This is a genomic window from Psychrobacillus sp. BL-248-WT-3 (assembly GCF_012843435.1).
Taxonomy (GTDB): Bacteria; Bacillota; Bacilli; order Bacillales_A; family Planococcaceae; genus Psychrobacillus.
Genome location: NZ_JABAFC010000002.1, coordinates 164,586 through 177,200 on the forward strand (window position 1 = coordinate 164,586; position 12,615 = coordinate 177,200).

Here is a 12,615-nt window from a genome sequence, read left to right on the forward strand (position 1 = left end):
ATGTTTCTTTTTTGAAAGAATAGGAAATATTTTAATTATTATTTTGTAGAAATGAGGCGTAATTAGATGTTATCGAAAGAAGAAATAGTAAAATCCGTACCGCAAACAGGATTTTTTGGACAGCCGAAAGGTCTTCTATCCTTGTTCTTTACGGAGTTTTGGGAGCGTTTTTCATACTACGGTATGCGCGCAATTTTAATCTATTATATGTATTACGAAGTGACTCAAGGCGGTTTAGGGCTAGAACGATCAACAGCTAACTCTATTATGGCTGTTTATGGCTCCTTAGTTTATATGTCTGGGATTATTGGTGGTTGGATAGCCGATAGACTATTCGGTACTACTAGAACAGTGTTCTATGGCGGAGTATTAATTATGATCGGTCATATTGTACTGGCATTCCCAGGTGGTTTAACTACCTTATTCATATCCATGGCATTTATCATTATTGGTACTGGTTTATTAAAGTCTAATATTTCTACTATTGTCGGTGATTTATATTCCGCTGAGGATGCTCGTAGAGATTCAGGTTTCAGTATTTTCTATATGGGTATCAATATGGGAGCTTTCATTGCACCATTAATTGTTGGGACAATCGGCTTAGAGTATAACTTCCATTTAGGGTTTGGTTTGGCAGCTGTAGGTATGGCAATCGGTTTAGTAGTCTTTTTACTAACTAAGAAAAAATATTTAGGCTTGGCAGGATCTTATGTACCAAATCCGCTTACTAAAGAAGGAAAGAAAAAATTCTTTACTAGATTAGCAATAGCTGTAGTAATTATTGCAGCACTTGGTTTTTATCTGATTCAAGCTGGTATTATGACGATTGACGTTTTCACTATGACTATCTCCATACTTGGTATTTTAATCCCAACTCTATACTTCATCATTATGTATAGAAGTGATAAGTCAACGGAAGATGAAAAGTCTCGTTTACTTGCTTACATTCCACTTTTCGTAGCAGCTATGATGTTCTGGGCAATTCAAGAGCAAGGTTCTAACATTTTAGCTCAATATGCAGATGAGCGTGTAGATCTAACTCTTGGGTCATTTGAAATTTCACCTGCATGGTTCCAATCGTTGAATCCATTATTTATCATCGCCCTTGCTCCAGTCTTTGCGTGGCTATGGGTGAAACTTGGGAATAGACAACCGTCAACCCCTCGTAAATTTGCATATGGGTTATTCTTTGCGGGTCTGTCCTTTGTAGTAATGATTTTCCCTGCTTACTTTAATGGTACTGATACGTTAGCTAATCCTATGTGGCTTGTTCTAAGCTTTTTCTTAGTAGTACTTGGTGAGTTGCTTCTTTCACCAGTTGGTTTGTCTGCAACTACAAAGCTAGCTCCAGCTGCTTTTGCTGCACAAACGATGAGTTTATGGTTTATGACAAATGCCTCTGCACAAGCAATTAATGCGCAGGTTGTAAAATTGTACAAGCCAGAAACAGAAATTATGTACTTTGGAGTAATAGGTGCAATTGCAATAGGGTTAGGGGTAATTCTTTATCTAATGACACCGGTCATCCAAAAATACATGCGTGGTATTCGTTAATTTGTAAAAAAAGTGAAACCTTTCAATAATTTGTTCGTATGTTAAGTGTGAAACAAAGAAGGGATGGGACTAACATGAAGAAATGGAAAATGCTATTAGCGGCTACTACGATGACTTTTGCATTAGCTGCTTGTAACGACACTGCTACACCGGCTAATAAGGAAGTAAAAGAAACTACTGATATGACTTTGGAAGAAGTATATAACAAGTCAATGGAAGTATCTGAGGAACTGAAAAGTGTTTCTGCTAAAGTGAATTTGCACCAAAAAATGAATATACCAAGTGAAGAAGCAAACGTAGAGCTTAAGGCTGACATGGATATGGATGTAGTTATTGAACCAATGCAAATGTACCAAAAAGGAACAACTTCTATGAAAACAGAAGACGGATCAATGGACGAGTCGATGGAAACAGAGATGTACTTCAATGGAACTGAGTTCTATATGTATGAGGGAACAGGGAAGCAGTGGATGAAGCTACCAACAGATGCACTGGGTGACGTCATGGCACAAACAAATTCAGCTAACCCTGCTAGCTCGCTTGCTGAACTTGAAGACTATATTAAAGACTTTAAGTTTGAACAAGATGACAAAAATTATATTTTGACGCTTGATGCATCAGGGGACAAATTTAATGAATTAGTACAAGCTCAAATAGATGAAACGCTTCAAAGCATGGCACAGGCTGGAGAAGACGTACAACTAGATGTGAAAATTAATTCAATCAGTTACTTAATTCATATTGATAAAGAGAGCTTCCAAACTACTAAGGTTGATGTTACTGTAGATATGGATATGGAGGCAGAAGGCGAATCTATTAATATGAATCAAGATATGAAGACAGATTTCTCTAACTTTAATGGAGTAGAAAAAATTGAAATTCCTCAAGAAGTTATTGATAGTGCGATAACTATATAAAAATGAGTAAAGCCTGGCTATAATTGTTGGATAATTCAACATTTATAGGCAGGCTTTTTCTATTTCCTTCAAGCCCTTAGTTTTTTAAAGTTTTCTTAATAAAGTAATGTTAGGAAACATTAAATTTAGGGAACACTAAAAGGGGAAAATTATTTATTAAAAGGAAGGTTAGCATGCTAACCTCTTTGACATGGCATATGTAAGGAGGCAATATCAATGTATGACTGTATTATTATTGGAGGCGGCCCCGCAGGCCTGGGTGCTAGTTTAACTTTAGGAAGAGCACGAAGAAAAATTGCCTTATTCGACGATGGGACAAATCGTAATAGAGTAACTCATGAATCACATGGATTTATAACAAGAGATGGCATAAAACCACATGAATTCAAAGGGATTGGGCTAAGCGAATTAAAAAATTACCCGAATGTAAGTTACTTTAATAAGACCATTATTGAAGTAAGGAGAGAGAAAGAGGAAGGTAATTTTATCGTTAAAACAAGAGACAATAATGAATATGTTTCCGAAAAATTATTGCTCGCAACAGGTATTCAGGAAGTATTTCCGATTGAAAGTATTCGGAAGTTCTATGGAAAAAGCCTCTTTAGTTGTCCTTATTGTGATGGGTGGGAGTTACGGGATAAGCCACTTCTAATTCTAGCTGAAAAGGAAGAACACATCCTTCATATGGTTAAACTCATTTATAATTGGTCAAATGACCTGTTGGTGCTAACTAATGGAAATGACTTATCACAGGAAGGTATGCGTGAGCTTGCCAAGCATAATATTGAAATAAAAAATGATCGAATAGAGGAACTTGTAGGTGAAGAGGGTTATCTCAAAGAGGTAAGGTTAGCGTCCGGTGAGATTATTAATAGAACTCTTGGATTTGTTGCTCCCACGTATTATCGCCCAAACTATTTTGCTGAGAAATTAGGTTGTGAAATAGACGAGAAAGGAAGGGTGATGACTGATCCACGTTGTCGCACAACACAAAAAAATGTATATGTCGCTGGAGAATCTAGGAAGCCTATACCTTCATCTCTTATGATTGCAGCTGCAGATGGAAACAAGGCGGCCGTCTCCATTAACACAGATTTGACGGAGGAACGATTCTAGTATTTTTATAATTGCATCTTTGACTCATTAAAATCTGTCTATTCTCCTAATCGATTACCCTTGAAAGCAGAGGTTGCTTAGAACCTCTGTCCCCTCTCTAAAATTAGCTTATGAATCTATATCATTCGCTAATTCTTTGTACTTGTAAGCTATCTGGCTTATAATTCTTATAATAAATAGGAGGGATTCTGTGAAAAAATGGTTTTATCCACTAGGATTTGTTACATTACTAGGGTTTACAATGCTGTTTTTGAATATAGCTAAAGATGAAGTAGTGTCGTTAGATCAAAAAATGGGCAACCTTCTTGAAGGTAATTCATTTATCACAGCATTTCACTATTTTGGTGATACCAAATTTATTTTACTTATCGCGTTATTAATTATTTTATTATTATGGATACGTTCTCATAATTATCGAGGCATGCTATTTGTTTTATTTACGGTTGGAGTAGGGAATGCCTTGAACCAGCTGCTTAAAAGAGTAATCCAACGAGAGCGTCCCGACGTCCCTTCCCAATTAGAAACTTATAGTTTCCCCTCTGGTCATGCGATGGTTGGCCTGCTCTATTTGTTTACAATTGCTTATTTAGCTACTGAGCATCAGACTAATAGAAAAATTACCGTAACCATTTGGTTGGGGGCCATATTCATGTCCGTCATGATAGGACTTTCTCGAATAGCAGAGTCTCGACACTATGCATCCGATGTGTTTGCTGGGTGGATGGTAGGGTATACATGGTTTGTACTGGTGGCTCTTTGGTACGAATATAGAAAGCGTAAGAGAAAAAATAAAAAGAATAGATTATAAATCCTTTCCGATTCGTGGAGAGGATTTTTTGTAAGGAGGGAAAAAAGTGTTTGAGATACCGAACCATTTAATGGATATATGCATAAAAAGAATAGAGGGATCACCGGTTGAAGGTTTTGTAAAAGGTAAAGGACCGAGAAAGCCTACTCTTATGCTCGTGGGAGAAGCACCTGGAGAGAACGAGGCTATACAAGGTCTCCCTTTTGTAGGGAGAGCAGGGGAGGAACTAAAAAAATCGTTAGCTAGTATAGGACTAACAAGAGAAGATGTATATATGACAAGTGCTGTAAGAAGCCGTCCATTCATATGGAAAGATAAAAAAGAAAGAAACGGTGAGTCTGTAAAAAAGAAGTATAATCGCCCACCCACTCAAAGTGAGATCATTGCTCATGCTCCAATATTAGATTTTGAACTATTAAATATTTCTCCATTACTAATCGTTACGTTAGGTAATGTGGGATTACAACGCTTACTTGGAAAAAGTGCGACAGTTTCTAAATTACACGGTCAATTATTGCAAAGACCGGTTCAAATTTTAGAGTCTTTAAACTCCACCCAATATACTTGGTCTAGTGAAACTTATACAATTATTCCAACCTATCATCCTGCTTCTGTATTCTATCGCCCTTCCAACAGAGAATTTCTAGAAGATGATTGGAAAACGATAGGGGATTACATTAAAACGCAAAAATTTTGACACTTTCTTAGGTTGAAGAAAGTTGCTTAAAGGAAACTTTTTAAGTATAATAAGCTTAAATTAGAGAGAAAGAAGATGGGTCAATGGATGGAAATGTAGTTTTTGCATTATTACTTACTTTATTTGCTGGCCTAGCTACTGGAATAGGGAGCTTATTGTCTTTACTTACTACTAGAACAAACAAAAAGTTCCTATCTGTAGCACTTGGGTTTTCAGCTGGCGTGATGATTTATGTTTCCCTCGTAGAGATATTTGTTAAGGCCAAAGATTCATTAGTAGAAGAGCTAGGTTCTACTAATGGCTATTGGGTTACTTTAGCTGGTTTCTTCGGCGGGATGTTTTTCATCGCTTTAATAGATAGGTTGATTCCTTCACATGAAAATCCGCATGAAGTAAAAGGTGTTGAGGATATGAAACTCAAACCAGCGAATGCAGAAGATGCTCGTTTAATGAAAATGGGTATGTTTACTGCACTTGCTATTGGTATTCATAATTTCCCAGAGGGGATTGCAACCTTTGCTTCAGCATTACAGGATCCTAACCTTGGTATAGCAATAGCTATTGCAGTAGCTATTCATAATATTCCAGAGGGGATTGCCGTAGCGGTTCCTATATTTTATGCTACGGGTAGTCGAATGAAAGCATTTAAACTTTCATTCCTATCCGGGCTGGCAGAACCAGTAGGTGCTTTAGTTGCCTTTCTAATATTGATGCCATTTTTAAATGGTGTAATGTTCGGGATAATTTTTGCGGCAGTTGCCGGTATTATGGTATTTATTTCGTTAGATGAGCTATTGCCTGCTGCGAAGAAGTATGATGAAACTCATTCTTCAATGTATGGGGTTGTAGCTGGGATGCTTGTGATGGCTTTAAGTTTAGTATTAATGGCATAAAAAAGGCAGTGAAGTTCTCCTCGTGATGAGAGACTTTCACTGCTTTTTATATGAACAGAGCGGAGATTCCTATTTAAATAGAGGAAAGCTGAGGTGGCCGTTTTGATACCGCTTTGCTTGGTTTTTGCTTTAAAGAAACAATTCCTGTTTTATTGATAGAGGTTGGTACAAATTCAAAGCTAGGAAAAGAGTCTTTCATTTGAGAGATAAACTCCATTTCCTTTCCTTTTTGTACAAGAGACAACAGGGTAGGACCAGCACCACTAATGCAAGTACCGAAAGCACCAGCTTTTTTTGCTGCAATTTTTAGAGCTCTACTATGTGGGATTAGGTCTAATCGATAAGGCTCATGAAACAAATCCTCTTCCATGTATATACCTGCCTGCTCAAAGGACTGAGAGAGGAAAGCAGCTACCAATAAATTTGCAGAAGCACTAGCCTGTGTCGCGATTGGTCGTGTGTAATGCTCAGGTAAGACATTTCTAGCTAGTTCTGTTTTAAGCTCAAATGAAGGAATAGCTAATACAAAACTAGCATTTATATGGTATGAATGAAAAACGTGAATTTCTCCATAATCAGTACTAGAAGATATAGTAAAGCCTCCAAAAATCGAGGCAGCCGCATTATCAGGATGGCCTTCTATCATTGTAGCTATTTTTAGCTTGTCATGGGCAGTCAGCTGAAGCTCTAGCAATTGATTGGCTACCTCAATTCCAGCAACTACTGCAGACGCACTACTTCCCATACCGCGGGCTAGAGGGATTTCGCTTTTTAATCGTAATGCACAAGCAGGTAGTTCCAGTCCATGCATAGCTGCTGTTTTAGAAGCAGCCTGGACAATCAGATGATCGGCTGGGTCGGAGACGACTGGTAGATTCTCAGTCAAATTTTCGATAGAAGGCTGGGGAGCAAGTTCTACCTCAACTTCTAAATACTTGTCTAATGCAATACCTATTGAGTCAAAACCAGGACCTAAGTTTGCTGTGCTTGCTGGTATTGAAATAGTCCATGTCATTATGCGAGCACCCCCTCTATAAATGCACTTAGTGCAGTTGCGTTACTTTCAATTTTATGTGGTGGTTCCACTTTTACATCAATTGCAGTTTGCGGATCCTTTAACCCGTTTCCAGTTAGAATGGCAACGACCTTGCTGCCAGGTTTTATCTTACCTTCCTTGACAGATCTTAAAACTCCAGCGATGGATGCACAGGATGCAGGTTCTGCAAAGATACCCTCTCTACTAGCAATTAGCTTATATGCCGCAATCATCTCATCATCAGATACAGCCTCGATAAGTCCTCCTGATTCATCCCTTGCAGCAACGGCATATTCCCAGCTTGCTGGATTACCGATCCGAATGGCTGTGGCAATTGTCTCAGGAAATTCTATAGGTTTGCCTTGAACTATAGCGGCAGCACCCTCTGCTTCAAAACCAAATATTTTGGGTAGTCCAGTTTGCTTTTTGTCGTTATATTCTTTAAACCCCTTCCAATAGGCTGTAATATTCCCGGCATTGCCAACTGGTATTGCTAAATAATTTGGAGCAGCTCCAAGTACATCGCAAATCTCGAAAGATGCAGTTTTTTGTCCTTCTATTCTATAAGGATTTACAGAGTTTACTAGAGTAATCGGGGAAGATTCACTAATAGTACGAACCATATCTAATGCCACGTCAAAGTTACCTTCTATTTGAATAACTTCAGCTCCATACATATAAGCCTGAGCTAGTTTCCCAGCAGCGACCTTCCCCTCAGGTATGACAATTACTGCACGCATTCCGGCTCTTGCTGCATAGGCAGCTGCAGCAGCTGAAGTGTTACCAGTAGATGCACAAATAACTGCTTTGCTACCTTCCTCTTTCGCCTTAGCTACTGCAAATACCATTCCTCTATCTTTGAAGGATCCTGTTGGATTTGCTCCTTCTATTTTTGCGAATAGCTCAATTCCTAATTCTTCTGATAAATTTTCTAATTTAATAAGAGGGGTATTCCCCTCTAATAATGTAAGTTTAGGTGTATTTTCTGTAACAGGTAAGAATTCTTTATATTGTTCAATAAGTCCTTGCCAAGCCATGTAAATTTCCGCCCTTCTGTTCTTCTTGAGTAAACATTTGTATTTGTATAAAGGACATTTTACTCTAAATATTTCAAAAAAACAAGAAAAAATTTATATTGTAAGTTACCTAAACAATGAGTATACTAATCATGTAAACTAAAAACATTACAGGTGTAAAGACAGGGGAAGAGAATGACTACAATTAATGAAAAAAAAGTTAGTAAACAAAAGCCATTATCTAAAAATAAATTGCTTGGTATAGCAGGGCTAGCATGGATGTTCGATGCAATGGACGTCGGGATTTTATCTTTCGTTATCGCAGCCTTAGCTACTGAGTGGGCACTAACCCCAAATGAAATGGGCTGGATTGGAAGTGTTAACTCCATTGGTATGGCAGTAGGTGCTCTAGTATTTGGAGTATTGGCCGATAAGGTTGGCAGAAAGAAAATATTTATGATAACGCTCATCTTGTTTTCCGTAGCAAGTGGTCTATCTGCTTTAACTACCACGTTAATTGCATTTTTAGCTCTACGCTTTCTTGTAGGTATGGGGCTAGGGGGAGAGCTACCTGTTGCGTCTACTTTAGTGTCAGAAAGTGTGGAGGCAAAGGAAAGAGGACGAGTAGTTGTCTTACTAGAAAGCTTCTGGGCAGCTGGTTGGATTATTTCCGCATTGATTGCTTACTTTATAATTCCTGACTATGGTTGGAGAGTTGCACTATTGATCACTGCGTTACCTGCGTTTTATGCGATCTATTTACGTTTAAAGCTACCTGACTCTCCAAAATATACTGAAAAAAATACTGAAACTAGATCTATCATCCAAAATATGAAGGGTGTATGGGCAAAGAAGTATGCAAAAGCGACACTCATGTTATGGATTGTCTGGTTTACTGTCGTGTTTTCTTATTACGGGATGTTTTTATGGCTACCGAGTGTGATGGTTATGAAAGGTTTCTCTCTTATCCAAAGCTTTGAGTATGTTCTCATTATGACCTTAGCCCAATTACCTGGTTATTTTTCTGCTGCTTGGCTAATTGAGAAAGCAGGACGTAAATTTGTTCTTGTTACCTATTTGTTAGGGACTGCGGCAAGTGCTTTTGTATTTGGGTCTGCAGAAACAACAGCGGTCTTGATCGTATCTGGTATGCTGCTGTCCTTCTTTAACTTGGGAGCGTGGGGAGCATTGTATGCATACTCACCAGAGCAGTATCCAACTGTTATTCGTGCAACAGGATCAGGTATGGCTGCATCTGTCGGACGTATTGGTGGAATACTTGGCCCATTATTAGTAGGTTCTCTAGTGACTGCTGGGTATGAAATTGGATGGATTTTTGGTATCTTCTGTATTGCCATTATCATAGGTGTAATAGCAATTATATTTTTAGGAACGGAAACTAAACAAGTGGAACTAGAATAAGAAGTTAAAAAGCTGCTTCCTATGAGGCAGTTTTTTTATTGTTTAGGAAATTCTTCCTCGCTTTTTCCCATTTACCTGTCGAGGCAGAGATAGGCGCTTGCGCTTTTCTTGATGTCTAGCTCCATCGCCTTGCCCCTCGGGGTCAAATGGATAAAAGCTCCGGTGGCTGGGGAGCTGCCTCCTCGCTTTTCCCCATTTGCCTGTCGGGTCAGAACAGGCGCCTGCGCTTTTCTTGATGTCTAGCTCCATCGCTTTGCCCCTCGGGTCAAATGGTTAAAAGCTCCGGTGGCTGAGGAGCTGCCTCCTCGCTTTTCCCCATTTGCCTGTCGGGTCAGAACAGGCGCTTGCGCTTTTCTTGATGTCTAGCTCCATCGCCTTGCCCCTCGGGGTCAAATGGATGAAAGCTCCGGTGGCTGGGGAGCTGCCTCCTCGCTTTTCCCCATTTGCCTGTCGGGTCAGAACAGGCGCCTGCGCTTTTCTTGATGTCTAGCTCCATCGCCTTGCCCCTCGGGTCAAATGGTTAAAAGCTCCGGTGGCTGAGGAGCTGCCTCCTCGCTTTTCCCCATTTGCCTGTCGGGTCAGAACAGGCGCTTGCGCTTTTCTTGTTTGTCTCTTGGTTAAAAAATAGTACAATGAAGTTATCTCATATAAAGGGGGATATTAAAAATGCCAGGCTCAAAACACAAAAAGATACTAATAATTGGTTCTAGTGGAGCGGGTAAATCTACTTTTTCAAAGCAGCTCGCTAAAAAGTGGGATTTGCCATTGGTTCATTTAGATTCCCTCTATTGGAACGAGGGGTGGGTCCCGGTTTCCAAAGATGAGTTCATAGAAAAGGTAAAAAAGAAGCTTGAAGAGGATCAATGGATTATAGATGGAAACTTCAACTCAACACTTGAGTGGAGAGTGAAGTATGCTGATTTAATCATATTTTTGGATTTTCGACGAACACTCTGTACATATAGAGTATTAAAACGGGTTTGGACACACCATGGGAAGACTAGAGATGACATGGCTTCCGGCTGTAATGAGAAATTAGATTGGGATTTTCTAAAGTTCGTCTGGGGCTTTCCAAGTAAAGTCAGGCCAACCATACTCAAGGTACTGTCTGAAGCTGGTAAGAGCAGGGACATATGCATATTAAGAAATCCTAAGGAACTAAAGACATTTTTAAATACTGTTTCACCAGTAAAATGAAATATATTAGGGGTGTAAAAAATGAAAGAAAAAATATTGAGTGACAGGCAAATAATCGAGTTAATACCTCCGAATGCAGATATCATTCTGCCTTTAACAAATGGAGAACCACATAAGCTTTTAGATATATTAGAAGAAAATGCTCATGACTTAACGAATGTAAAGGTGCATCAGCTGTTGGCATTAAAGCATCGTCCTTATATGGAAGGTGCCTATCCTGGAAAGTTAAAGCATGTTTCTTACTTTCTAAGTGGAGCAACACGAAAGGCATTCCATCAAGGTCTTGTCGACTTAGTGCCAAATCACTTTCATGAGATGCCTAGAATTCTAAGGTCATCCACGAATCTTTCGATGGTTATGGCAGTTGCATCTCCTATGGATGAATTTGGGTACTTTTCCTTGGGGACACAGGCAGATATAGTGAGTGAGTTTATTGGAACAGTGCCATTCATATTAGAAGTGAATGAGCATATGCCAAGAACATTTGGTCAAAATCAAGTTCATATTAGTCAAATACTTGGTTATGTAGAAAATAATCGTCCTTTATTAGAAGATGTGGCGCCCCCGATCGGAGACAAGGACCTGAAAATTGCAGAGTATGTTACTGATATGATTGATAACGGAGATACGTTACAAATTGGAATAGGTTCTATTCCAAATGCAGTTGTAAGCCTACTAAAAAATCATAAGCATTTAGGAATCCACACGGAAATGTTTGTAGATGGAATTGTCGACTTAGTGGAGGCGGGTGCTATTGATGGTACACAAAAATTTACGAACAGAGGAAAAATAGTAGCTACTTTTGCGCATGGATCCAAGAAGTTGTATGACTTTCTAAACAATAATCCATCAGTAGAGTTTTTACCGGTTAGTGTTGTAAATGACCCGCGTGAAATTGCAAAGGAAGAACGAATTGTATCTATTAATGCGACTACTGAGGTAGATCTGTATGGACAATGTGCTTCTGAGACAGTTGCAGGTAAATATTATTCATCTTCAGGTGGACAAGCTGATTTTGCAAGGGGAGTAAGATTTTCTGAAAAAGGAAAAGGCTTTGTATGTATGACATCAACAGCAAAAAATGATGAGATTTCTCGCATTAAGCTTTCGTTAACACCTGGGTCTATAGTGACTACATCTAAAAATGACATTGATATGATTGTCACCGAATACGGCGTAGCTAGTATGTTCGGCAAGCCGATTTCCAAGCGGGCTGAGCAGCTGATTTCAATCGCTCATCCTAAGTTCCGAGAAGAGCTCACATTTGAAGCGAAAAAGATGGGGCTAATTTTATAATGAAACCAATCGAGCCTACTTTTTTTCATCAACCAACATTAGAGCTTGCAAGGGATTTAATAGGGAAGTACATAATCCATGAGCATGCTAGTGGTCTGTTAATTGGGAAAATTGTTGAGACGGAAGCCTATATGGGGGCAGAAGACCGAGCAGCTCATAGCTTTGGTAATCGAAGAACGAAGCGAACAGAAGTAATGTTCGGGGAGCCAGGACTAATTTATACGTATCAAATGCACACGCATACATTGATTAATGTAGTTGCAGCTCCAACGGGCATTCCACAAGCTATTTTAATACGTGCTGTAGAGCCAATAGAAGGTTTGGAACAGATGAAAGTGAATAGACGCGAGCTTCCCATGAAGCAATGGACAAACGGTCCAGGAAAGCTGACGAAGGCAATGGCTATTACAATGGATTACTATGGGCATCATTGGAGTGAAAAGCCTTTATATATGTCAGAGGGAGAGGTAGCTCCATCCATCTCTACTGGACCGCGCATTGGGATACAAAACAGTGGAGAAGCCGTTCATTATCCTTATCGTTTCTGGGAAACTGACAATCCATATGTATCGAAAATGCGATAGAACAACTAAAGTGCTGATTGATGGGTACAAAAGTCCTCAAGGAATCTTAAGCTAATTTTAACGAAGAAATAATGTAAAA

General features: G+C 39.2%; 12 protein-coding genes. 10 read left to right on the forward strand and 2 right to left on the reverse strand.

The genetic code is table 11. The annotated features are described in order from the left end of the window. The first annotated feature begins 66 nt into the window (after nt 1–66). The 6 genes from HF876_RS02600 (at nt 67) to zupT (ending at nt 5,985) form a co-directional block, all read left to right on the forward strand. Complete coding sequence (locus HF876_RS02600; RefSeq protein ID WP_169358486.1) at nt 67–1,554, forward strand: peptide MFS transporter; 1,488 nt, start codon at nt 67–69, stop codon at nt 1,552–1,554. A 74-nt stretch (nt 1,555–1,628) separates the two neighbouring features. After that, nucleotides 1,629–2,471, forward strand: a complete 843-nt coding sequence (locus tag HF876_RS02605; RefSeq protein ID WP_169358487.1) for a DUF6612 family protein — start codon at nt 1,629–1,631, stop codon at nt 2,469–2,471. A 210-nt stretch (nt 2,472–2,681) separates the two neighbouring features. Continuing rightward, complete coding sequence (locus HF876_RS02610) at nt 2,682–3,587, forward strand: FAD-dependent oxidoreductase (RefSeq protein WP_169358527.1); 906 nt, start codon at nt 2,682–2,684, stop codon at nt 3,585–3,587. A gap of 190 nt (nt 3,588–3,777) precedes the next feature. Further along, nucleotides 3,778–4,395 (forward strand): phosphatase PAP2 family protein, encoded by a 618-nt coding sequence (locus HF876_RS02615; RefSeq protein ID WP_169358488.1) that lies wholly within the window; start codon nt 3,778–3,780, stop codon nt 4,393–4,395. A gap of 70 nt (nt 4,396–4,465) precedes the next feature. Then, nucleotides 4,466–5,092, forward strand: coding sequence for a uracil-DNA glycosylase (locus HF876_RS02620; protein WP_169358528.1), 627 nt, complete (start codon nt 4,466–4,468; stop codon nt 5,090–5,092). An 83-nt stretch (nt 5,093–5,175) separates the two neighbouring features. Next, complete coding sequence (gene zupT / locus HF876_RS02625; RefSeq protein ID WP_169358489.1) at nt 5,176–5,985, forward strand: zinc transporter ZupT; 810 nt, start codon at nt 5,176–5,178, stop codon at nt 5,983–5,985. 73 nt (nt 5,986–6,058) lie between these two features. Here zupT and thrB read toward each other — a convergent pair whose 3' ends face one another. Continuing rightward, the gene (gene thrB, locus HF876_RS02630; RefSeq protein ID WP_169358490.1) at nt 6,059–7,000 is read right to left on the reverse strand and encodes a homoserine kinase; all 942 of its coding nucleotides are present in this window, start codon (nt 6,998–7,000) and stop codon (nt 6,059–6,061) included. After that, on the reverse strand, nt 7,000–8,058 hold the full coding sequence (gene thrC, locus HF876_RS02635) for a threonine synthase (protein WP_169358491.1): 1,059 nt from the start codon (nt 8,056–8,058) through the stop codon (nt 7,000–7,002). The genes thrB and thrC overlap by 1 nt, the downstream gene beginning before the upstream one ends. Nucleotides 8,059–8,232: 174 nt before the next feature. On the opposite strand from thrC, the gene HF876_RS02640 reads away from it, so the two are divergent. The 4 genes from HF876_RS02640 (at nt 8,233) to HF876_RS02655 (ending at nt 12,536) form a co-directional block, all read left to right on the forward strand. Further along, the gene (locus HF876_RS02640; protein WP_169358492.1) at nt 8,233–9,459 is read left to right on the forward strand and encodes an MFS transporter; all 1,227 of its coding nucleotides are present in this window, start codon (nt 8,233–8,235) and stop codon (nt 9,457–9,459) included. A 666-nt stretch (nt 9,460–10,125) separates the two neighbouring features. Next, the gene (locus HF876_RS02645; protein ID WP_169358493.1) at nt 10,126–10,656 is read left to right on the forward strand and encodes a DNA topology modulation protein; all 531 of its coding nucleotides are present in this window, start codon (nt 10,126–10,128) and stop codon (nt 10,654–10,656) included. Between the two features lie 21 nt (nt 10,657–10,677). Next, entirely contained in the window at nt 10,678–11,952 is a 1,275-nt protein-coding gene (locus tag HF876_RS02650; protein ID WP_169358494.1) for an acetyl-CoA hydrolase/transferase family protein, read from the forward strand. Next, nucleotides 11,949–12,536: a DNA-3-methyladenine glycosylase gene (locus HF876_RS02655; RefSeq protein ID WP_481900274.1), complete on the forward strand. Its 588-nt coding sequence runs from the start codon at nt 11,949–11,951 to the stop codon at nt 12,534–12,536. Before HF876_RS02650 ends, HF876_RS02655 begins: the two co-directional genes overlap by 4 nt. Nucleotides 12,537–12,615: the final 79 nt, after the last annotated feature.

Coding starts and splice junctions, on each gene's coding strand:
- HF876_RS02620 (WP_169358528.1), top strand. CDS start 4,466: ATGGATATATGCATAAAAAGAATAGAGGGATCACCGGTTGAAGGTTTT.
- zupT (WP_169358489.1), top strand. CDS start 5,176: ATGGATGGAAATGTAGTTTTTGCATTATTACTTACTTTATTTGCTGGC.
- HF876_RS02600 (WP_169358486.1), top strand. CDS start 67: ATGTTATCGAAAGAAGAAATAGTAAAATCCGTACCGCAAACAGGATTT.
- HF876_RS02645 (WP_169358493.1), top strand. CDS start 10,126: ATGCCAGGCTCAAAACACAAAAAGATACTAATAATTGGTTCTAGTGGA.
- HF876_RS02640 (WP_169358492.1), top strand. CDS start 8,233: ATGACTACAATTAATGAAAAAAAAGTTAGTAAACAAAAGCCATTATCT.
- HF876_RS02605 (WP_169358487.1), top strand. CDS start 1,629: ATGAAGAAATGGAAAATGCTATTAGCGGCTACTACGATGACTTTTGCA.
- thrC (WP_169358491.1), bottom strand. CDS start 8,058: ATGGCTTGGCAAGGACTTATTGAACAATATAAAGAATTCTTACCTGTT.
- HF876_RS02650 (WP_169358494.1), top strand. CDS start 10,678: ATGAAAGAAAAAATATTGAGTGACAGGCAAATAATCGAGTTAATACCT.
- thrB (WP_169358490.1), bottom strand. CDS start 7,000: ATGACATGGACTATTTCAATACCAGCAAGCACAGCAAACTTAGGTCCT.